The organism is Proteus sp. CD3, from assembly GCF_008808075.1.
Lineage (GTDB): Bacteria > Pseudomonadota > Gammaproteobacteria > Enterobacterales > Enterobacteriaceae > Proteus > Proteus appendicitidis.
The window spans coordinates 607,555-629,103 of the sequence record NZ_CP019686.1; the positions used below are offsets into that span (position 1 = coordinate 607,555).

19 protein-coding genes and 1 pseudogene are annotated in these 21,549 nt (G+C 39.6%); 4 read left to right on the top strand and 16 right to left on the bottom strand.

Annotation, left to right across the window (positions count from 1 at the left end; genetic code table 11):
- Positions 1 to 54: 54 nt before the first annotated feature.
- The 10 genes from BTA34_RS02665 to sfsA form a co-directional block, all read right to left on the bottom strand.
- Complete coding sequence (locus BTA34_RS02665) at positions 55 to 1,611, bottom strand: MASE1 domain-containing protein (protein ID WP_151434387.1); 1,557 nt, start codon at positions 1,609 to 1,611, stop codon at positions 55 to 57.
- 1 nt (position 1,612) lies between these two features.
- Positions 1,613 to 2,245 carry a response regulator transcription factor gene (locus tag BTA34_RS02670; RefSeq protein WP_151434388.1) on the bottom strand — a complete coding sequence of 211 codons (633 nt, stop codon included), beginning with the start codon at positions 2,243 to 2,245 and terminating at the stop codon, positions 1,613 to 1,615.
- 233 nt (positions 2,246 to 2,478) lie between these two features.
- A complete protein-coding gene (panD, locus tag BTA34_RS02675; RefSeq protein ID WP_064719124.1) occupies positions 2,479 to 2,859 on the bottom strand; it encodes an aspartate 1-decarboxylase in 381 nt (126 codons plus the stop codon).
- A 32-nt stretch (positions 2,860 to 2,891) separates the two neighbouring features.
- On the bottom strand, positions 2,892 to 3,743 hold the full coding sequence (gene panC, locus BTA34_RS02680; protein WP_151434389.1) for a pantoate--beta-alanine ligase: 852 nt from the start codon (positions 3,741 to 3,743) through the stop codon (positions 2,892 to 2,894).
- 42 nt (positions 3,744 to 3,785) lie between these two features.
- Positions 3,786 to 4,577 carry a 3-methyl-2-oxobutanoate hydroxymethyltransferase gene (panB, locus tag BTA34_RS02685; protein ID WP_151434390.1) on the bottom strand — a complete coding sequence of 264 codons (792 nt, stop codon included), beginning with the start codon at positions 4,575 to 4,577 and terminating at the stop codon, positions 3,786 to 3,788.
- Between the two features lie 358 nt (positions 4,578 to 4,935).
- On the bottom strand, positions 4,936 to 5,430 hold the full coding sequence (gene folK, locus BTA34_RS02690) for a 2-amino-4-hydroxy-6-hydroxymethyldihydropteridine diphosphokinase (RefSeq protein ID WP_151434391.1): 495 nt from the start codon (positions 5,428 to 5,430) through the stop codon (positions 4,936 to 4,938).
- Positions 5,423 to 6,976: a polynucleotide adenylyltransferase PcnB gene (gene pcnB / locus BTA34_RS02695; RefSeq protein ID WP_416202677.1), complete on the bottom strand. Its 1,554-nt coding sequence runs from the start codon at positions 6,974 to 6,976 to the stop codon at positions 5,423 to 5,425. The genes folK and pcnB overlap by 8 nt, the downstream gene beginning before the upstream one ends.
- Before the next feature lie 90 nt (positions 6,977 to 7,066).
- Entirely contained in the window at positions 7,067 to 7,978 is a 912-nt protein-coding gene (gene gluQRS / locus BTA34_RS02700; RefSeq protein WP_151434393.1) for a tRNA glutamyl-Q(34) synthetase GluQRS, read from the bottom strand.
- 53 nt (positions 7,979 to 8,031) lie between these two features.
- Complete coding sequence (gene dksA, locus BTA34_RS02705) at positions 8,032 to 8,487, bottom strand: RNA polymerase-binding protein DksA (protein WP_023580786.1); 456 nt, start codon at positions 8,485 to 8,487, stop codon at positions 8,032 to 8,034.
- A gap of 207 nt (positions 8,488 to 8,694) precedes the next feature.
- Positions 8,695 to 9,405 (bottom strand): DNA/RNA nuclease SfsA, encoded by a 711-nt coding sequence (gene sfsA / locus BTA34_RS02710; RefSeq protein ID WP_151434394.1) that lies wholly within the window; start codon positions 9,403 to 9,405, stop codon positions 8,695 to 8,697.
- Positions 9,406 to 9,490: 85 nt separating this feature from the next.
- Here sfsA and hrpB point away from each other — a divergent pair, with 85 nt between their 5' ends.
- Positions 9,491 to 11,923, top strand: a complete 2,433-nt coding sequence (hrpB, locus tag BTA34_RS02715) for an ATP-dependent helicase HrpB (RefSeq protein ID WP_151434395.1) — start codon at positions 9,491 to 9,493, stop codon at positions 11,921 to 11,923.
- 133 nt (positions 11,924 to 12,056) lie between these two features.
- Positions 12,057 to 14,369 (top strand): annotated as a pseudogene (gene mrcB / locus BTA34_RS02720) (bifunctional glycosyl transferase/transpeptidase); the annotation flags it as partial.
- Between the two features lie 60 nt (positions 14,370 to 14,429).
- On the opposite strand, the gene BTA34_RS02725 reads toward mrcB, so the two are convergent.
- The 4 genes from BTA34_RS02725 to hemL form a co-directional block, all read right to left on the bottom strand.
- On the bottom strand, positions 14,430 to 15,452 hold the full coding sequence (locus BTA34_RS02725) for a type II toxin-antitoxin system HipA family toxin (RefSeq protein WP_151434397.1): 1,023 nt from the start codon (positions 15,450 to 15,452) through the stop codon (positions 14,430 to 14,432).
- Entirely contained in the window at positions 15,449 to 15,760 is a 312-nt protein-coding gene (locus BTA34_RS02730; protein ID WP_151434398.1) for a HipA N-terminal domain-containing protein, read from the bottom strand. Before BTA34_RS02730 ends, BTA34_RS02725 begins: the two co-directional genes overlap by 4 nt.
- Positions 15,745 to 16,095 (bottom strand): XRE family transcriptional regulator, encoded by a 351-nt coding sequence (locus tag BTA34_RS02735; RefSeq protein WP_151434399.1) that lies wholly within the window; start codon positions 16,093 to 16,095, stop codon positions 15,745 to 15,747. The genes BTA34_RS02730 and BTA34_RS02735 overlap by 16 nt, the downstream gene beginning before the upstream one ends.
- Positions 16,096 to 16,405: 310 nt before the next feature.
- Positions 16,406 to 17,692 carry a glutamate-1-semialdehyde 2,1-aminomutase gene (gene hemL / locus BTA34_RS02740; protein WP_151434400.1) on the bottom strand — a complete coding sequence of 429 codons (1,287 nt, stop codon included), beginning with the start codon at positions 17,690 to 17,692 and terminating at the stop codon, positions 16,406 to 16,408.
- A gap of 275 nt (positions 17,693 to 17,967) precedes the next feature.
- Here hemL and erpA point away from each other — a divergent pair, with 275 nt between their 5' ends.
- A complete protein-coding gene (erpA, locus tag BTA34_RS02745; protein ID WP_006534944.1) occupies positions 17,968 to 18,312 on the top strand; it encodes an iron-sulfur cluster insertion protein ErpA in 345 nt (114 codons plus the stop codon).
- Positions 18,313 to 19,030: 718 nt separating this feature from the next.
- A complete protein-coding gene (locus tag BTA34_RS02750) occupies positions 19,031 to 19,549 on the top strand; it encodes an Hcp family type VI secretion system effector (RefSeq protein ID WP_151434401.1) in 519 nt (172 codons plus the stop codon).
- A 289-nt stretch (positions 19,550 to 19,838) separates the two neighbouring features.
- Here the strand turns inward: BTA34_RS02750 and btuF are convergent, their stop codons facing one another.
- Together btuF and mtnN are read right to left on the bottom strand one after the other, a co-directional pair.
- Positions 19,839 to 20,666 (bottom strand): vitamin B12 ABC transporter substrate-binding protein BtuF, encoded by an 828-nt coding sequence (gene btuF, locus BTA34_RS02755; protein ID WP_151434402.1) that lies wholly within the window; start codon positions 20,664 to 20,666, stop codon positions 19,839 to 19,841.
- A 104-nt stretch (positions 20,667 to 20,770) separates the two neighbouring features.
- The gene (gene mtnN, locus BTA34_RS02760) at positions 20,771 to 21,466 is read right to left on the bottom strand and encodes a 5'-methylthioadenosine/S-adenosylhomocysteine nucleosidase (protein WP_151434403.1); all 696 of its coding nucleotides are present in this window, start codon (positions 21,464 to 21,466) and stop codon (positions 20,771 to 20,773) included.
- Between the last annotated feature and the right edge of the window lie 83 nt (positions 21,467 to 21,549).

The window sequence follows — 21,549 nt, forward strand, 5'->3', positions numbered from 1 at the left end:
AAAAAATGTCGCGAAAAAGAATGAGATAAGGTTGTAGATGACTAAGACTTATTCTTAGTTTTCACTGTTTTCTTTTGAATTTGTGGGTAAGTTAACAATTATTTTCGTGCCGTGATGGTTTACCACTTCCCATTCTCCACCTAAAGCGCGAATGCGTTCTTCTATGCCGCGCAATCCAAAGCCACTACTTTGTTGTGTTGATAATGATGTGGGTAACATACCAATGCCATTATCGCTAATCATCAGCCGTAATCGGTTTTGGTTTTGAGTCAGTGAGATTTGGATATAGGTTGCATTAGCATGTTTACTAATGTTGTTTAACAGCTCTTGAACTAAACGGTAGAGGGTAAAAATAATGGTTTCGTTTTCAGGCTCTTTATCTAACGAGTAATTAAAATGACAGGTAATGCCGTTGTCATCAAAAGCAAATTCATTGATTAAATGATGAAGGGCTTTTTCAAGCGACATTTCCTCTAAAACAGGAGGACGTAATTGTCGGAGTAGTTGACGTGTAGATTGATGGATTTGCAGCGCGAGCCGTTCAATTTGTTCCCCTGTTTGACGAGTCTTATCATTATCAGCCATCTTTTTCACTAACATGGATTGAATTTGGATAGCGGTAATATTTTGTCCAATTTCATCATGTAATTCACGGGCAATGGCTTTTTTTACATCCTCTTCTGTATGAACAAGTTGCTCCATGAGTTCGCGTCTGGCTTGAAGTTCTTGCTCTAAGCGTAGCCGATAATGACGTAAATTATGTGCTAATTGTTGTTGGCGACTTATCGCTATTCCTAAGCCAATACCAATAATAGCTTGTGTGGTTAAGAACATTTCTAATTCACGTAAGTCATTAAACGCGCCATTAACTTGGCGAGCAAACGTAATGATCAAACTGCCTAAAATTGCGGATAATACACCGCCTTGCCAGCCATAACGATACGCCATAAATACATTAGGGATAAAAACAAGAATAACTAATAAGCGTTCTATTTCGGGGGTTAAGAAAAACTGTGCGCTTAGCCCGATAAGGCAAAATAGAAATCCCCACATTAATAATGATGTTCTTAATGGTGGTTCGAGTGTACCGTCAGAGACTAAAGCGCGACTTTGTAATTCGCGTAGATATTCATAAAGTAAAAAAACAAAAGGGGCGAGTAATATGCCACCAGTAACGGATGTCAGGAAAATACCGCTGGTGGTATTAATCACAAAACCAAGAATAAAGGCTTGTAGCAGGCTATTAAAGCCAACAGCACCAATTAATAGGGTTAAGCGTTGCCAATAAAGAGGATATCGCCACCAAATACGCTGAACTTCTAGCGCGACAACAAGGCTTAGTATTGGTGAGAGATAAATAATGAAGTGGGTAATTAATTGCTCTTGCGCTAACCAGTAATAAAGCCCCCATTCTGCAAATAGCATCGGTAGCCAAAAGCGACGCCAGAGTAAAATTATTAGGGCTAATCGCAGACCTTGAGGTAAGAAAAGAGCTGCTTGTTGCCCGTTTTGACTTAAATAGAAACCAATCACCCAAAGTGATAGCCAAAGTAAAGAGTAGGTGAGTAATAAAAAGAGGGATTGAAGGAGAAAACGCAGCCCTCTTTTCATTTTACAACGAGCCTGTGATCAACTGATTTTTTAAGGCGAAATGGACTAAATCGATAGTGGTTTCACAGCTTAATTTGCCAAGCACATTGGCACGATGAACGTGAACGGTTTTGTGGCTAAGGTTAAGTTGTACCGCAATCGTTTTGACGTTAACGCCTTGAACTAAAAGATTGAAAATCTCTCTTTCGCGTGGTGTTAACGTATATAGCGCATCTTCTTTTTCAGGTGTTTGTCGTAACGCTTTCATGGCATCAGAGCAGAGATAACAGCCACCTTGATGTACAGCACGTACAGCTTGTACTAATTCTTCAGGGCCACAACGTTTGGTTAAATAGCCGCGAGCGCCAGAGTCTAGCGCGCTTTGAACAAAAGCGGGCGTATCGTAAATACTTAAAATAATGGTGCGAAAATCAGGACGTTTTTGTTTTAAACGACTTTGCAGTTGTAGACCACTTTCGCCGGGCATAGAGAGATCCATGACGGCAATATCAATATCATCACGGACTAAATAAGGCCATGCTTCTTGCCCATTAGAATATTCACCAACAATATGAATATCGGGTTCTAGCATTAAAAGCTGTGCAAATCCAGAACGCACAACAATGTGATCATCTACTAAAGCAACTTTTATCATAATTTTTTATTAGTCAGAGAGTAGTCAGACAATACTTATATGATTTATAACAAGCTACAGAAAGATAAGCGAGGAAAAATGGAGAAGAAACTCAGTTTTGAATCTGATATCTCGTTTTTATCAAGGTGAATCGTGACAAGCAAATAATAACAATGGGTTATTTATTGTTCTTGTTAATTATTTCCCATAAGCAGGGAACCTCTGCTTATGGGAAGTGGGCAATATTTTATTGATTACGCAACTTGCACGGGCACCGCTTTAGCAATGCGCTTCATTTCATTGTTATCTTCAAAATAAGCAATATTAGGTTTATGGCTACGCGCATCACTATCAGGAATTTGTACATAAGAGCAAATAATTAAGCGATCGCCAACGGCAGCACGACGAGCGGCAGCACCATTAACAGAAATAATTCGTGAACCTCTTTCTGCACAAATGGCATAGGTTGAAAAACGTTCACCATTATCAACGTTATAAATATCAATCGCTTCATTTTCAAGAATGCCTGCGGCATCCATAAAATCCTGATCAATCGCGCAAGAGCCTTCATAATGAAGATCGGCTTGTGTCACTTTTACGCGATGGAGTTTGCCTTGTAACATTGTGCGTAGCATTGTTGTATTTCCTATTGTTTTAATAATGAAGATTAAACCAGGTCAACTTGTTGGTTATCAATTAAGCGTGTATTACCCAGCCATGCCGCCATTAGAATGACAGCACGTCGGCTATCTTCATTTAGAGGGCTTAGAGTATCCGCGTCACAAATAAAGCATTCATCTGCACGAAAACCTTGCTGCTCTAAGGTGCTTTTTGCATTTTGCAGTAGCTGATTAACATCATGATTACCTGACTTTAATTGCTCTGCGATTTCTTGCATCGTTTGATAAAGCGCAGGGGCTTGTTGTTTTTCGTTGTCGGATAATAGGCGATTGCGCGAACTGAGCGCTAAACCATTGTTGTCACGTACGATAGCAACAGGAACGATGCTAATATCCATACATAAATCGCTTACCATCTTTTTGATAATTTGCAGTTGTTGGAAGTCTTTTTCACCAAACATCGCAATATCAGGTTGCACAAGGTTAAAAAGCTTACTGACCACTGTCGTGACACCACGGAAATGACCTGGACGGCTTGCACCTTCTAATACGGTAGATAATACAGGTACATCAACCGTTGTTTGATTTTCCATACCATGTGGGTACATCTCTTTCGCTGAAGGTGCAAAGATAATATCGACATGTTTATCACGCAATAATTCGCAATCTTCTTGTAAAGTGCGAGGGTAGTTTGCTAAATCTGCTTCTCTATCAAATTGAAGCGGGTTAACAAAAATAGAAGCTATCACAACATCTGCATGAATACGGGCTTCTTCAAATAATTTTAGGTGACCTTCATGCAGATTACCCATTGTTGGAACCAATGCAATGCGTTTACCTTCTTGCTTTAATCGCTTGATTTCTCTGCGTAAGATAAGCGTAGTTTCAATAATTAGCACAGCGTGACTCCTTTAAAAAATATTGATAATTAGGATAATAAATTAGTTAAATGAATGTTTTTCTTCGGGAAACAGACCTTGTTCAACTTGTTGAACATAAAGGCTAACAGCCCCTTTTAATGAACCTGCTTCTTGTAAAAAATCTTTTGAGAACTTAGGGGCTTGAGGGGTTAAGCCTAATAAGTCATGCATCACAAGAATTTGTCCATCTGTGACATTACCTGCCCCAATACCAATAACAGGCATCGTTAATACGTCTGTAATCGCCTTAGCCAGAGTTATAGGAACACATTCTAATACCGCCAGTTGAGCGCCTGCATTTTCAAGTGATATCGCATCTTGTTTTAATTGTTCTGCCGCTGCAAAGTCTCTACCTTGAACTTTATAACCACCAAAAACATTAACGGATTGTGGTGTTAATCCTAAATGAATACAGACCGGAACAGCTCGTTCAGTGAGCATTTTTACTGTTGGAATTAACCAGCTACCACCTTCAATTTTCACCATGTTAGCCCCAGCTTGCATCAGAATACTGGCATTAAGGCAAGCTTGCTCAGGTGTTGAATAAGACATAAAGGGCATATCAGCAATTAAGAAGGCATTAGGTGCGCCAGCTCTTACACAACGAGTGTGATAGGCAATTTGCTCAACAGTCACGGGTAACGTGCTGTTATGACCTTGTAGTGTCATTCCTAATGAATCACCAATCAACATGACTTGAATACCTTCTTGTGCAAAAAGGCGAGCAAAACTTGCATCATAAGCGGTGATTGTGGCGAATTTTTTCTTTTCTTGCTTATAGCTGTTCAGCGTTGAAAGCGTAGTGGGTTTCATTGCAACAAGCTCCATCATTGTCGTTTTTGTGTGTAGATAAAATTAATTACTTCACATAATTATTTGTTTATTAAAGGAAATAGTCGATTATCAAAATAAAGCCACTTTCGATTGTAGCATTTAAGGACTAAAAACGAAGAAAAAGTAATTAAATGAGTAATGAAAAATAACAAATGATAATTTTTATTTATATTTATCAATTGATTACATATGAAAAATAAATATAAAAAAGTTTGAAAATTGAGGCGCAGAGGTGGGTTTGAAAACTCGAAAGAAAGTAACAGTGAAGAGACAGGCTGATACTGTTTATGTTTTTTACAGTATCAACCTTTAGCATTAAGGGCGTATTAGTGTGAAATTACCACTTTTCCATGCCATTTTCAGGCACTAACGCCAATCTATCTGCTAATAACTCGCCATCAGGAAAGCGAAGATCGGGGGCTAATTCAGCTAATGGATAAAGCATAAATTCACGTACTTTAAGCCCGTAATGAGGTACGGTTAATCGCTCGGTTTGGATCACGTCATCACCAAATAACATAATATCAAGATCAAGCGTTCTTGGACCCCAACGGTTGCCTTCTTTCCTAACACGACCTTGCGCTAATTCAATCGCTTGTGTGTTATTTAGCAACTCTTCTGGTGCTAAGGTTGTATCAACCGCAACAGCAACATTGAGGTAATCAGGCTGATCTTGTGGTCCCATTGGGCGAGTACGATACCAAGATGATTGTGCAATCAATGTTGTTTGTGGGATCTCACTGATTGCCTTAATCGCTGAATTCACCTGATTTTCAGGTGAATCTAAATTACTTCCCAAAATGATATAAACACGTTTTTTCTGTTTATTCATTGGTGCTCTCTTGTCTAGATGCTGGTTTTGCACTTGGATGACGAGGGCGTTTACGTGGACGTGGACGTCTGCGAACCGGTGCTTGCCCTAATTCAGAGACCATTGAGCGTTGTTGCGTGTTGTTAGAGGCTTGGAAATCAGCCCACCAGCTTGCTAACGCTTGAAGCTCTGGATTGCGTTGTACATTGGCACGTAATTCCAGTAAATCGAATGCAGCACGGAATTTAGGGTGCTCAAGTAATTTATTCGCACGACGACCTTGGCGTTTAGGTAAACGTTGCTGTAATTGCCAGATATCACGCATTGTTGTGGTAATGCGTTTTGGTATCGCAATAGTACGGCATTGTTCATCTAAAATATCGTTCATCGCCATAGAGAAAGAGTCATAGTAAGAAAGACCACTTTCTTGAACTAATTTTTCAGCATGTTCAATTAATGGATACCACAACATCGCCGCAAATAAGAACGCTGGATTGACTCGCATCTCTTTATTGATACGGTAGTCCGTATTTTTGAGAACTTGATTTAACATTCTCTCCATTGGCGTATCATGTTGCTCTGTCATTTTAGATGCAATTAGCGGAAACAGCGGCTCCAGTAATTGATGACGGCACATTAACTTGTAAGTGTTGTATCCTTGCCCTGTTTGTAATAATTTCAGCGATTCTTCAAAAAGACGAGCCGATGGAATATTACGTAACAAAGGAGCAAGTCTGGCAATTGGCTCTGCGGTTTCTGGCGCTATTTGCATATCCAATTTACTTGCAAAGCGAATCGCTCTGAGCATTCTGACGGGATCTTCGCGATAGCGCGTTTCAGGATCGCCAATTAAGCGAATAATACCCGCTTTCAGATCCGCTAAACCGCCAACGTAATCACGTACAGCAAAATCATCAACACCGTAATAGAGGCTGTTTAATGTAAAGTCGCGACGGATGGCATCTTCTTCAATAGAGCCAAAAATATTGTCGCGCAGTAACATGCCGCTTTGTGCTTGCTGGGATTGGTTGTTGTCTGAAACTTCATGATCTTCATGAGAGCCACGGAAAGTCGCAACTTCAATCACTTCAGGGCCAAACATAATATGAGCAAGACGGAAACGACGACCGACTAAACGGCTGTTACGGAATAATCGACGTACATCTTCAGGTGTTGCATTAGTGGCAATATCAAAATCTTTTGGTTTTTTTCCCAGTAATAAGTCACGGACACCGCCACCAACTAAATAAGCCTGAAAGCCAGAGTTATTTAGGCGATAAAGCACTTTTAATGCATTATCACTGATGTCTTTACGTGAAATTGGGTGTTGATCTCTTGGGATCACAGTCATTGGCAAATCACTCCCGTTCGCCTTTTCTTTATTACTCTTTTTTTTACGGGGGCGGTCTGCGGATATAGCAGGACGCCGACGCACAGGTTTCTGTGTTTCTTGTATTGGTCGGTCAGAAGCAGTGACTGGCCTTTCACTCGCTACCGGTTGTGTGTCTGATGACGTTGTTTGTCGCCCTAGCAGATTACGGCAGAAATGTGCTACTCGATTAAAAATATGACACCTCGAATAATAAATTCTAATAATTAAAAAATTAAGCGGCTAATCATAGCCTACTGAACATTTTTTGAGAATGCTTTGTGTGGTTTATTCATACCCTTGTTGCTGATGATTTTGTTTTAAAATCTCAGAAGGTGACCACTGCGCTATCGCAATCTCCAACAATGATGCTAACGAATAATCTTGCCAACCCGCAATAATAGGCTGATTAAGAAAGCGTAAAGCATCGATAATGACGGGTCTTGGATCAGTATCTGGCAACGCATTTGCGTGATTTTGTTTTGATAATTTATTACCGTCATGATTTATTGCTAAGGGTAAATGAGCATAACGCGGAATAGGTAAATTCAGTTGTTTATGTAAACTGATCTGCCGCAACGTGGGATCAAGTAGATCGGCACCTCTAACAACTTCAGTTACACCCTGATAACTATCATCAATCACTGTCACTAGATTATACGCAAATAAGTTATTTTTTCTGTGAATAATCATATCTTCTAACACGATAGACGTACTCTTTGAATAATATGTACCTTGAATGACATCTTCAAAATGATAAACGGGATGCTGTTGGATCAGCCTCCATGCACTTTCTTTATCAAAAGGCGTAACATTATTTGTGAGCGGCTCGCGATGACGACAGTGGTTATCATACACGCCCCCTAAATCATGTAAACGATGACGGCTACAATGACAGTGATAGCAAACACCTTCTTTCCAAAGAGTGTGTAAAACTTCACGATAAGCATCATGGCGTTGCGATTGATAGAGGATCTCTTCATCCCAGAACAAACCATAATGTTCTAATGTGCGAATAATTTGGAATGCCGTGCCAGGAGGTTCTCTAAGAGGGTCGATATCATCGATGCGCAGAAGCCAACGCCCATGGTATGCGCGAGCTTGAAGATAACTGCCGAGTGCAGTAACCAAGGAGCCAAAATGAAGTTGACCCGTTGGCGATGGCGCAAAGCGCCCAATATAGTCTGTAATCTCGTGCATCGAAAGATTCAGATTAACGCCTCAACGTATTAGGCTGAGGCGTTTGCTCATTATTAGCCAGCCATCTGTTTTTCACGGATTTCAGCTAATGTCTTACAGTCGATACATAAATCGGCTGTAGGACGAGCTTCTAAACGGCGAATGCCGATTTCCACTCCACAAGATTCACAGAAACCAAAGTCATCATCTTCGACTTTTTTCAGTGTTTTCTCGATTTTCTTAATGAGTTTACGTTCACGATCACGGTTACGCAGCTCAAGACTGAATTCTTCTTCTTGTGCAGCACGGTCAACGGGATCTGGGAAGTTTGCCGCCTCATCTTGCATATGAGTAACGGTGCGGTTGACTTCATCCCTGAGCTGATTGCGCCAAGATTCAAGTATTAGCTTAAAATGCGCTAATTGGGCTTCGTTCATGTACTCTTCGCCCGCTTTTTCCTGATATGGCTCAACGCCAGCAATAGCGAGAATGCTCATGGACGATGTTTTACGCTTTTGCCCTTCTTGCATAATGCTTCTCCTACATACGCATTTCTGAATAATCCCCACCTTCAAAACAGGAAGGGGAAAAAATAGGGCGCTATAAATAGCAGATGCCCGCGAGGATAGCAATTATTCCTTTAATAAGTTTTCTCATGGTGTGAAGGCACGCAAGTAAATGTCCCTTTTTAGTTAAAAAATACTTAACTAATACTTAACTAAAGCCATGAAAATCAATTAACCATTTGAAATAAAAGGTAATTGCTGTCCAATTGTTAAATTGTATTCACTAATATTGATGCGATAACACAAGATTTCAACCCCTGCATCACTTGCATCTTTTAGCAGTGAAGCATAGTTAGGGTCAATCTCTTTAGCAACAGTCACTTCCGTAATCCCAGTATGGGGAACTGCGTAGAATAAGACAGCCCTTAAACCCAATTTTGCGATAGCGGTCAACTCTCGAAGATGTTTCTGACCTCGTTCTGTCTTTGCATCAGGGAAATAGCCCATACCGTTGTCGAGTAAGGTGACTGACTTCACTTCAATATAACAGTCAACTTTATGATTTGATTTAATTAAAATGTCAATACGACTGTTCTCACTACCGTATTTCACTTCTCGTTTTATCTCGTCATACTCAGATAATTCTGGAATATCACCCGCCTCAATAGCATCAGCTATAATCCCATTCGCTCTTAAGGTATTTACACAAATCCAATCACCGGTTTGAGTTTGAGTCAGTTCCCAACTGTGCGGGTATTTTCTTTTTGCGTTTGAAGAGGTGGAGTACCAAACTGTATCACCGGGCGTCGCACATCCCGTCATTGCTCCTGTGTTGGCGCAATGGAGCGTGAATTCTTCCCCATTTGGGGTGACAACGTCTGCTAAAAAACGCTTATATCGTTTTAGTAAAGTGGCGGATTGTAGCGGTTGCTCAAATTTCATAATGACTCCGATGAAAATACGACCTTTAATAAAGCGCTAATGCTACAATGCCTAGCCAAAAAAGTTAATGAGCCATGGAGCCTGTGTGCATTTATTGCCAATCTTTGATGTAACAGAAAATATCGTTACTGCGTTAAAACAATTCCCACAAGTTTTGCTTCATGCACCCACAGGTGCAGGTAAATCAACGGCGCTTCCCCTCTATTTACTTCAGCAGAACCTTTTTGATGGCAAAATTATTTTATTAGAGCCAAGACGAATTGCTGCCAAAAGTATTGCTTATCGTTTAGCCAATCAACTAAATGAAGAAGTTGGTAATACGGTGGGTTATCGAATGAAAGCGGAAAGCAAAGTTAGCTCAAAAACTCGACTTGAAGTGGTAACAGAAGGGGTATTAAACCGGATGTTACAGCAAGATCCTGAGTTGGCTGGCGTAAGCCTTGTGATTTTAGATGAATTTCATGAACGCAGTTTACAAGCGGACTTAGCGCTGGCGCTATTGCTCGATGTACAGATGGGATTACGTGATGATTTGCGTGTTTTGATTATGTCCGCAACATTGGATAATCAAAAGCTCACGGCATTATTGCCGGATGCACCTATGATCAGCGCCGAAGGTCGTAGTTATCCCGTCGAAAGAGCTTATTTTCCTATTAATACGCATCAACCCTTTGAACAAGAGATTGCCACTATGGCATTGCGATTATTGGCGCAAGAAGCTGGCTCTATGCTGATATTCTTGCCGGGTAGTGCCGAAATCGTGCGTGTTGCCGATATTCTAAAAGATAAAGTGGATGACAATGTTTTGTTATTTCCTCTTTATGGTGCGCTTTCATTGGCTGAGCAACAAAAAGCGATTGAACCGACAGAAAAAGGTTATCGGAAAGTCGTTCTTGCGACCAATATCGCAGAAACGAGTCTTACCATTGAAGGAATTCGTTTAGTCCTTGATAGTGCTATTGAAAAACGCGCTCAATTTGATTTGAAAAGTGGTGTCACTAGTTTATTGCGTCAAAGAATTAGCCAATCATCACAAACACAAAGAGCAGGGCGAGCAGGGCGTCTTGAGGCAGGCATTTGCTGGCATTTAATAAGCCAAGAACAGGCAGAGCGCGTTGCTTCTCACCAAATACCCGAAATTTTAGCTAGTGATTTATCGTCGTTGTGGCTTTCTGTTTTGCAGTGGGGATGTCGTGACATTAATCAATTGAGTTGGTTAGATACACCAACACCACAAGCATTACATGCCGCTAAAGATTTATTGCATCGTTTAGGTGCGATAGATAAACAAGGTGGATTAACACCACGAGGTTCACGCATGGCGCAATGGGGTATAGAGCCTCGATTAGCGGCAATTTTGGATTATGCAAGTGAGCAAAGTGAGGATCATCTTGCGACGGCTGCACGTTTATGTGCAATTTTAGAAGAGCCACCGCGAGGACAAGAAATTAATCTAGAGTGGATTGCTCAACAAAAAAACACCTTTTGGTCGCGACGTGAAAAACCGCTTTCTCAACATGGTAAAGGGATGTTCTGCCCTGAATTGCTAGGTTTATTATTAGCCGTTGGATTTCCTGATAGGATTGCTAAAAATCGTGATAATCAAGGGCGTTTTCGTTTAGCAAATGGGCAAGGTGCAATGATGGATGACAGGCACTCAATAAGTGATACACCGTGGATCTTAGCGCCATTATTACTACAAAATGCACATTATGCTGATGTGCGTATTTTATTGGCTCTACCTATTGATATTGATGAGATATCAGCTACTTTTCCTGAGCTAATTGAAAATAATACCACGGTTGAATGGGATGAAAAACGGGGTACATTGGTTGCATGGCAACAACGCCAATTAGGGCGATTAACCATAAGCCAGCGCCAATTAGACAAACCCAATAAACAGCAAATGCAACAAGCATTATTAAATTGGCTGAGAGATAACGGTTTAAATGCTTTAGCTCTGAGTGAAGAGACTCAACAGCTTTTTATTCGTTTGGCTTTAGCGAAAAAATGGTGTCCTGAGGTCTTATTACCTGATTTAGCCGAAGCTGTGTTACTTGAAACGTTAGAAACATGGCTTTTGCCTGAACTTGGAGAAGTCCAGACATTAAAAGCATTACAACAAATTGATATTAATACGATTATTAAAAATCAATTAACATGGCATGAAAATCAGTTGCTTCAAAGCTTATTTCCGACGCATTATTTGGCGCCGACAGGTACAAAAGTGATTATCAATTATGATTTGGCATTGCCACCTGTGATTGCTATTCGTATTCAAGAAGTTTATGGCGAACAACAAAGCCCTATTATTGCGAATGGTCAATTGCCTGTGATCATGGAATTATTGTCACCAGCCCATCGTCCTATCCAAAAAACGCAAGATTTGGCGACATTTTGGGCAGGAAGCTATAAAGAGGTACAAAAAGAGATGAAAGGGCGCTATCCCAAGCATTTATGGCCTGATGATCCAGCAAATACGGCACCGACTCGGCGAGTGAAAAAATATAGCCAATAAATATTCGTTTTACCCCAGATTGATATGCTCTAGTTTTATTCATATTTGAGAGCTTTCTTGTGGGATAACACAGAAAAATAGCGACAATGTTAGGCTTCTTTATCCCGTGATAAAGGGGTTTTAATGAGAGATACAGTTCATGAGTAGAAAGAAAAGACCAGCAAAACAAACCAAAAGAGGTCGTTCTTGGTTTTGGTTATTTGTCAAAATCGCCATTGTAGTTGCGGTTTTAATGGGTATTTATGGTGTTTATTTACATTCTCAAATCAAAGAGCGCCTTGATGGCAATGTTTGGGAATTGCCTGCTGCGGTTTACGGACGTACCGTTAACTTAGAACCGGGTATGAATTATAGCCAAAAAGAGATGGTGAGCTTACTTGAGGGTATGCAATACCGCAATGTTAACAAAATCACTCGTCCTGGCGAATTTGTGGTAAGAGGCAACGCAATTGAAATGTTGCGCAGACCTTTCGATTTCCCTGATGGTCGTGAAGAACAAATTTTAGCTAAATTGTCCTTTGAGCAGAATTCACTGGTTAGTATTACTAACATGGATAATCAGCGGCAGTTTGGTTTTTTCCGTCTTGATCCTAAGTTAATTACCATGATGCAATCCGCAAATGGTGAGCAACGTTTATTTTTAGCAAGAGATAAATTCCCTCAATTATTAGTGGATACATTAATTGCTACAGAAGATCGCCGTTTCTATGAGCACGACGGTATTAGCTTTTATTCAATTGGGCGGGCGGTATTAGCAAACTTTACTGCGGGTAAAGCAGTTCAAGGCGGGAGTACCTTAACGCAACAGTTAGTGAAAAACCTATTTTTGACTAACGAAAGAACGTTAAAAAGAAAGCTTAATGAAGCCTATATGGCAATCATTATGGATGCGAGTTATAGCAAAGATCGTATTTTGGAACTGTATCTTAATGAGGTTTTTTTAGGGCAAAGTGGTGATGAACAAATTCGGGGCTTCCCTTTAGCTAGCCTCTATTATTTTGGTCGTCCCGTTGATGAATTAAGCCTTGATCAGCAAGCGCTTTTAGTAGGTATGGTTAAAGGTGCATCAGCTTATAACCCATGGCGTAACCCTAAAGCTGCGTTAGAGCGTCGTAATGTCGTATTAAAACTGCTGCAAACCCAAGAGATAATCGACCAAGAGCTTTACAATGTGCTTAGTGCGCGTCCTTTAGGTGTGAAGCCCCGCAGTGAAGCGTTAACGCCTCAACCTGCGTTTATGCAATTGGTTCGCCAAGAGTTACAAACAACCCTAGGCGATAAAGTGAAAGATTTATCGGGTACGAAAATTTTCACCACATTAGATCCGGTTTCGCAAGATGCGGCTGAAAAAGCTGTTGAAGTGGGTGTTGCGGATATACGTAAAGTTCGCAAAATTGACGATCTTGAAGGGGCGATGGTTGTTGTAGATCGCTTAAGTGGTGAAGTGAGAGCATTAGTCGGTGGTTCTCAGCCACAATATGCGGGCTTTAACCGTGCATTATCGGCTCGTCGTTCTATCGGCTCTTTGGCAAAACCAGCCACATATTTAACGGCATTAAGTGAGCCTGATCGTTTTCGTTTAAATACTTGGCTTGCGGACGAACCTATTTCAGTGCCTATTCCGGGAGGCAAACCTTGGCAACCACGTAACTACGATCGCGGTTATAAAGGTAAATTAATGCTGGTGGATGCATTAGCAACATCACGTAATGTTCCTACCGTTAATCTTGGTTTAGAAGTCGGGTTAGATCGAGTCATCCAAACTTGGATTAACTTAGGCGCACCAGCGGAAAATTTAGAAAAAGTACCAGCGATGCTATTAGGCGCATTAAACTTAACGCCAATGGAAGTGGCTCAAACCTTCCAAACAATTGGTAGCTTAGGTAATCGTGCAAAACTATCATCATTGCGTTCTGTTATTGCCCAAGATGGTACGGTGCTTTATCAAAGCTATCCTCAAGCGGAGACCACAGTTTCACCTCAAGCGGCTTATATGACGCTATTTGGTATGCAACAAGTGGTGAATTCAGGAACAGCATGGCGTGTATTAAAACCGAAATTTGGTAATTACAACCTTGCAGGTAAAACGGGTACTACAAACGATCTCCGCGATAGTTGGTTTGCGGGGATTGATGGCAAGGAAGTGACGATTTCATGGATGGGACGCGATAATAATGGTCCAACGAACTTAACCGGTTCAACAGGGGCATTGTTGCTGTATCGTAACTATTTAGAGAATCAGGCACCGCTGAAATTAAACCCGCCAGCACCAGACGATATCGCTGAAATGTCAGTAGATGCACAAGGTAACTTTGCTTGTTATGGCGGTGGTGTTCGTACTCTACCTGTATGGACATCAAATCCAGATGGATTGTGTACACCAATTCAGCAAGATACTGATGAAAGTGGCGCACCAAAGTGGTTACAAGATCTGTTTTCTGAGTAAGTGATCACGTCAGTTAGATAAAATAAAAACGGCACGTAAGTGCCGTTTATTTTTTTGTTTTTATAGCGTAGTTATTTTGAGTAAGTTTATTCTTCTTGCTACATAAGCTAAGACTAATTCTCTTTGTTCTTTGGGCATATGACTTTCATTATATGTATCAATAATGAGTTGGTGACTATTTATAATATCGCCTAGCCATTTTTGAGCAAGCTTAAGGTTAATATCAATATTTTCCGCCAGTAGAATGAAATCAAACCCAATATACTCACCATATTTTGAATTTAATCCTGGGGCTGTGTCTGTATCGTTTTCTTCTAATGCAAGTAATGGGAGTGCAAGATATTCTGTAAATGCCGATGGATAAGGGACTACACTGACAAAATCATAAACTGGCGCTAGTGATGGAGACGCGTTATCAGGTAAAATGATACCCATATTTCTTAAGTGATAATCATTGTTTCCTAAAACATAGGCATAAACGATACGCAGAAAAATATCTCGTTTATTTTTAAGACTATTATCTATATTAGTAATTAAATATTTTGCAGCAGATTCATAGCTAACAGTCTTTTTCCCCTTAGAAAGCCCATATTTATCATTTATCCCCATCGCACCATCTAATTGTTCTTGATGTAACCGAACTGCATCAGAACCAATACGATCATATCGCTTAATAACAAAAGCAAATTCTTCTGGCTTTCCATCTTCTTGTTTAAAACGAAAAAGACCAAATGGTGGAATATCAAATTTTAGCCGTTGCATTACCATCATGGTCGCATGTTCATTTTCAGCGAGATAAGGATATTCTTCAGGTGAAGGTTTGAGGATATAAGTACCGTTATTATTAACGACTTTTAGAATGTTATCTTTTACACATAGTGAGAGTTTTGGCTGATAACCTGAAATACTCATCCCTTTTTGTTGTTCAGGTAATTCTTGAATGAATTGACTACGTGTAAAGGGTAAATTCAGGATTATGTCTATATTGTTAAAAAGAGATTTTATCCCGAGTAGAGAATAGCCTGAATCTAATTCTGATCTTTTTAGTTCTTTTAGATTTATTAAACAATTGTTTACATTCATAGGGTTATCTCTCTAAGGACAACTGCCCCTAGTAAGTCATTACCATTGTTCATCAATAGACCAAACAAATCTTTATCATCAATTTTCTGAATTTCAGAGTAACGTTTACGTAACCATCCTTCTGGTGCTAATCCTTTGAAAAAAGGATGTAATTCTTCACACCAATAATGCTCTTTTCTAACCGGCATACTTAAAGATATTGCTCTGCCCTTGTAGTTATCATAATAGTGAAAAATAAACCCATTTTCTTCTTCACTTAAAACACCAGCAGGTTGGTCATAAAGCCAAACTTCTATTTTTCGAGGCATAATTTAAATCCAAGTTCTTTCAATAAAGAATGAAGATTGATCGTTTTTGCCATTAACGGCTTGGCAACTATTCGTTTAAAAGTGGCTATAGATACATCAATTTGCATAGCCATTTCTTCATAGGCAATATCCTGTTTTTTTAGCTCTAATTTGATGATTCTTTTAAGTTCATACTCTTCTAGTGCAAATATATTAAGTGATTTTTCAGGGTTACATATCTCATTGAAATAAGGATAGTTATTTAATTTTTGCTTAGAATTTAATTCTAAGAATAGCCTTGTTTTTTCTTCAGCCGATAAATCATCGATTGTCTTCAAAATTTTATTAAGGCTCATTTTTGATACTTTTTCCTGTTTTTATTGTGACGAGAGCATATGTTTTCTCTAAAAAACAAATAAAGTATCAAATATGATACTTTAAGCCGTATTTTAAAGTCACTATGACAACAGATGATTAAATTTAACACAATAGTATCAAATATGATACTTTGTTTTGTACTTTAAAGTCATTATGGCAACAATGGGTTGAATTTAATTCAAAGATATCAAAAATGATATTTCTATTGATATTGGATAGAAAAAAGAAATAAAAAGCCAGTCAGTTCACAATTGTGAACTGACTGGCTTTTATAAAGGGATATTTAAACTAGCCTTTCATTTTTCCAAATGCATATTCTGCTGCATCAATAGTGCGTTGAATATCTTCTTTGGTATGAGCGATAGACATAAAGCCGGCTTCAAATGCAGAAGGTGCAAGGTAGACGCGTTTTTCTAACATTAAGTGGAAGAATTGCTTAAATCGCTCAACATCACAATTCATCACATCTTGATAGCAAGTCACTTCTTTTGCATCTGTAAAGAACAGACCAAACATACCACCAACATGGTTGATAACCATTGGAATACCAGCTTGTTGTGCTTTTTCAAGTAAACCATCAGCTAGCATTGTGGTTAGTTCATCTAATGTTTGATGAACACCTGGTTGTGAGACTTCGTGTAAGCAGGCTAGACCTGCAGCCATTGCAATAGGGTTACCCGATAAAGTACCAGCTTGATAAACTGGGCCAATTGGCGCGAGTTTAGACATCACTTCCATATGTCCACCAAATGCACCTACAGGCATACCGCCCCCGATGATTTTACCTAAACACGTTAAGTCAGGATCAACATCGTAATAAGCTTGTGCGCCGCCTAGTGCCACGCGAAAGCCGGTCATCACTTCATCAATAATGAGTAAAGCACCAAATTCATCACATAAGGCACGTAAGCCCGGTAAGAAATCCGCTTTTGGTGGAACGCAGTTCATATTGCCTGCAACAGGTTCAACAATGATACAAGCAACTTCATCTGGATAGTTTTCAAATGCTTGGCGTACAGAGTTTAAATCGTTGTAAGTACAAGTTAAGGTGTGTTTGACAAAATCAGCCGGTACGCCCGGTGAATTTGGTTGTCCCATAGTTAATGCACCAGAGCCTGCTTTTACTAATAGGCAGTCCGCATGACCGTGATAACACCCTTCAAATTTAATAATTTTGTCACGACCCGTATAACCACGAGCAAGGCGGATTGCACTCATTGTGGCTTCTGTGCCTGAGTTCACCATACGAACCATATCCATTGATGGCACTAATTCTGTCACTAGGTTTGCCATTTCAACTTCAGCGGCTGTTGGTGCGCCAAAACTTAGACCTTTTTGTACAGCATCAGTGACTGCATGACGAATGGAAGGGTGATTGTGACCTAAAACCATCGGTCCCCAGGAGCCGACATAGTCAAGGTAAGCTCGTCCATCAACATCATAAATATACGCACCATTAGCACGTTCAATAAAAAGAGGGGTTCCACCTACACCGTTAAATGCTCTAACAGGTGAGTTGACGCCGCCGGGGATCACTTGTTGTGCGAGATTATAAAGCGTTTCAGACTTGCTCATGTCAGACTCCTAATGATGGGTGAGCGTAAGATTAAGGCGTATTCTAAAGCACCGCGCAGATGAAGCCAAATACACGGCAACAAGATTTTGATTTCTCACTGTTATTGTGAGGTCGTGGTTTATCGTAAAAAGTGATAGGTAGCAAAAAGTGTATTTTGTCCACAACAAACTTGAAGGTTATGAGCAGGTATTAGATAATCATCACATTATATCAGCAAATAAGATAAATTTTTGCTGGCTGTTTTTTTGCTGGAATACCCAGTCTGGAGTGAACAATGAGTGATGATATGGCTCTGCCGTTACAATTTACTGACGCGGCTGCAAATAAAGTAAAAGATCTGATTGCAGATGAAGAAAATCCAAATCTGCGTTTACGTGTTTATATCACGGGTGGCGGTTGTAGCGGATTCCAGTATGGTTTTACCTTTGATGATGCAATGAATGAAGGTGATATGACCATAGAAAAACAAGGTGTTGCTTTAGTGGTTGATCCTATGAGCTTGCAGTATTTAGTAGGTGGCTGTGTGGATTATACTGAAGGGTTAGAGGGTTCGCGTTTTATCGTGACTAATCCTAATGCTAAGAGTACCTGTGGTTGCGGCTCTTCTTTCAGTATCTGATCATTCTTTGGCGTCGTGGCTGTGCAGTAGTGCCACGGCGTTAGAGCAGTGCTCGTAATGCTCACATACTAATGTATGCTCCGCTTACTGCGCGCTGTCTGCCTTGTTGCACTATTTGCTCGCTCACGACTTTTTTCTGTGAGAGGTTATTGGTTAACATCTTTTTCTTTTCTTTTCTTTTCTCTTCTCTTCTTTCTGAGCTTATTTTATAAAATCATTTTGTGAGTGATATTTTTGTTTTTATTTAAATGAATCTTCTGTGATGTGCGAAATTTTAGGTGCGGATTTTTTAATCGTTGTGGGTGAAAATCGTAGCTTGCTTATTATTTTGAAAAATAAGCTATTTTTTCCTTATAAATCAGTGTTGTTACAATTTGAAATAAAATACATATTTTGTTACATATTAAAAATCCATGTACATTAGAACTGACAGTCTTTAGCGAGATTTCAGACATTTTCGAAAGTGAATAATATAAATAAATACACTTGTTTTAAGAAGCGAAAGCAGTAAATATCGCAATGACAATTATTTTACGCTAAGTCACTTATCCTACGAGGATAAAATACTTGTTTTCTCTATCCCTTCCTTTACTTCTTATTAAAACTACTTAAGCTATTCTAATCGGATCGCAGTGCGCACTGGCTGATTTTTGAAAAGGACATCAACAATAATAGTTTTGTTGAGAAACAATTACTGACGATTAATTAAGGACTTGTCATGCCAACTCCATGCTATCTCTCTATTGAAGGAATAACCCAAGGCAACATTACTGCGGGGGCATTTACTGCTAAATCAGTAGGAAATATTTATGTTCAAGGTCATGAAAATGAAATGCTGGTGCAAGCATTTTCTCATGTTGTGACAGTACCGACTGATCCACAATCGGGTCAGCCTTCTGGTCAACGCGCTCATAAACCTTTCTGTTTTACTGTGGCGTTAAACAAAGCAGTTCCTCTGCTGTATAACGCCTTAGCTTCTGGCGAAATGCTGCCAAAAATCACCTTAAAATGGTTTCGTACTTCGGTTGAAGGAAAGCAAGAACATTTCTTCACCACCATGTTAACTGATGCGACCATCGTGAATATCGATTGCCAAATGCCTCACTGCCAAGATCCGACTAAATCTGATTTTACTCAACTGATCGAAGTGTCTATTTCTTATCGCAAAATTAATTGGGAACATACAGTTGCAGGGACTTCAGGCTCTGACGACTGGCGTGCGCCACTCGAAGGTTAATCTTTTACGCTTTATTTATAGGCTCTGTAGGAGCCTATAAATATCTGTATTTTTGGGTCTCCATTAGGAGATGATTGTAATACTGATAAGTATTATTTGAATTTAAATTTAAATAATAAAGAAAGTATTTTTTCTATTTTTAAATAATGAAAATTCAAAAATAATAATTTTATTATCCGATGTATCGCCAAACTCTGTTATTAGACAGGGAATATGAGGTACATCGGTTAAACAATATTCCTGTCGCGTTACAATGGGAAAGGGGGATTAGTGGTAATTAATAAATTGGCTAATTGTTTGTTGCTATCGCCTCACAAATTTGCTGTGCTGCATTAATAATACGTGGTGCAGGGCGACTAAAACTGTCTTCATCAATAGCAATAACTGGAACAGTAAGATGGGGTTGCCAAAACGCTTGTACAGTAGGTATTTGATCAGCTTTACCACTGAATATAATCAAATCAGGTTGCTTTGTAAGTACTTGCTCACGACTTACTTGAGGCCATGCTACTGGGCTGTTAGCAAAGATATTTTCTCCACCGCAAAGCGCGGTAATATGGCTCTGTAATGTGCTATTAGATGTGGTAAATAATGGTTGCATCCCAAATTGGATAAAGACTTTTTTCTTGGGTTGATTCGATATATTTGATACATATTTTTGCTGTAACGCTTGATATTGCTGGCGCAATTGTTGGGCGCTTTTTAATGCTATATCAGGATGATGGCTATAATTGGAAAGCGTAATAAGATCGTCTGCGATTTCTTCAATACTTTGTGGATCAGAATAAATGATAGAAATACCCAAAGCTTTTAACTGATCTAACGACCGTTGTGGATTACCGCCTTGCCATGCAATGACTAAATCAGGCTTTAATAATAGAATGCGCTCAATATTAATCCCCTGCCAATTGGCAACCTGTTCAATATTTTTGGCATCCTCTGGATAATCAGAGTAAGCACTAACTCCGACAATATTATCACCCATGCCCGCAGCATAAGCCATTTCAGTGGCTGATGGCGATAGTGTAATAACACGATCAGCAGGCGTGATAGCAATGGCAAAATTGAAGCAAAATAATGAACAGAGTAATAACCCAAGATTGATAAATAAACGCATTACTTTTCCAATAGCAAAAAATACCCACCTATTTTTTATCTTAGAATAAGTAAAAAATAAAGGCGGGGTATTGATAAAGCGATATTAGGATTATCTCGACTTAATTAGTCTTTTAATTTATCCAACATCGCTGTCACCATTAAGCTTGATTGCTCTGCGGCAACAGATAAAAACTCATCAAAACTTAAGTGTGATTCTTTATCGGCTACATCAGAAATAGCACGAACCACAACAAATGGTGTGCTGAACTGATGGCAAACATGACCAATTGCGGTTGATTCCATTTCTACGGCTGCAACCTCTGGGAATGTGCGACGGATACGGGCTAAAGGTTCCGCACCATTAATAAAGGCATCACCACTGCAAATTAAACCGCGAACAGCATTTAATTTTAGTGATTCAATACATTCTTCTGCTATTTGAACAAGTTTAGGCTCAGCAATAAAAGCAGGAGGGCATTGTGCCATTTGACCCGGTTCATAACCAAACGCAGTAACATCAGCATCGTGATAGCGAACTTCCGTTGAAACAACGATATCACCAACATTTAATCTTGAGTCTAAACCACCTGCTGAACCAGTATTGATAACAACATCAGGGCGAAAATGCTCAAGTAATAATGTTGTGCCAATTGCAGCCGCAACTTTACCAATACCTGATTTTAATAATGCAACATCAACACCGTTGATTGTGCCTGTATAGATTTCACAACCGCCACGAGATAAGATTTGGCAATCTTCAATTTTCTCACGCAGAAGTGTGACTTCTTGCTCCATTGCACCTATTACGCCAACTCTCATTGTGTCATACTCACTTGTAGGTTAATAATAAATGGAAATTTAAATAGAGTTTAACATCTATCGGAAAAACACGATATAACACA

Coding starts and splice junctions, on each gene's coding strand:
- BTA34_RS02665 (WP_151434387.1), bottom strand. CDS start 1,611: ATGAAAAGAGGGCTGCGTTTTCTCCTTCAATCCCTCTTTTTATTACTC.
- BTA34_RS02670 (WP_151434388.1), bottom strand. CDS start 2,245: ATGATAAAAGTTGCTTTAGTAGATGATCACATTGTTGTGCGTTCTGGA.
- panD (WP_064719124.1), bottom strand. CDS start 2,859: ATGCTACGCACAATGTTACAAGGCAAACTCCATCGCGTAAAAGTGACA.
- panB (WP_151434390.1), bottom strand. CDS start 4,577: ATGAAACCCACTACGCTTTCAACGCTGAACAGCTATAAGCAAGAAAAG.
- folK (WP_151434391.1), bottom strand. CDS start 5,430: ATGAATAAACAGAAAAAACGTGTTTATATCATTTTGGGAAGTAATTTA.
- gluQRS (WP_151434393.1), bottom strand. CDS start 7,978: ATGCACGAGATTACAGACTATATTGGGCGCTTTGCGCCATCGCCAACG.
- dksA (WP_023580786.1), bottom strand. CDS start 8,487: ATGCAAGAAGGGCAAAAGCGTAAAACATCGTCCATGAGCATTCTCGCT.
- sfsA (WP_151434394.1), bottom strand. CDS start 9,405: ATGAAATTTGAGCAACCGCTACAATCCGCCACTTTACTAAAACGATAT.
- BTA34_RS02725 (WP_151434397.1), bottom strand. CDS start 15,452: ATGAATGTAAACAATTGTTTAATAAATCTAAAAGAACTAAAAAGATCA.
- BTA34_RS02730 (WP_151434398.1), bottom strand. CDS start 15,760: ATGCCTCGAAAAATAGAAGTTTGGCTTTATGACCAACCTGCTGGTGTT.
- BTA34_RS02735 (WP_151434399.1), bottom strand. CDS start 16,095: ATGAGCCTTAATAAAATTTTGAAGACAATCGATGATTTATCGGCTGAA.
- hemL (WP_151434400.1), bottom strand. CDS start 17,692: ATGAGCAAGTCTGAAACGCTTTATAATCTCGCACAACAAGTGATCCCC.
- erpA (WP_006534944.1), top strand. CDS start 17,968: ATGAGTGATGATATGGCTCTGCCGTTACAATTTACTGACGCGGCTGCA.
- BTA34_RS02750 (WP_151434401.1), top strand. CDS start 19,031: ATGCCAACTCCATGCTATCTCTCTATTGAAGGAATAACCCAAGGCAAC.
- btuF (WP_151434402.1), bottom strand. CDS start 20,666: ATGCGTTTATTTATCAATCTTGGGTTATTACTCTGTTCATTATTTTGC.
- mtnN (WP_151434403.1), bottom strand. CDS start 21,466: ATGAGAGTTGGCGTAATAGGTGCAATGGAGCAAGAAGTCACACTTCTG.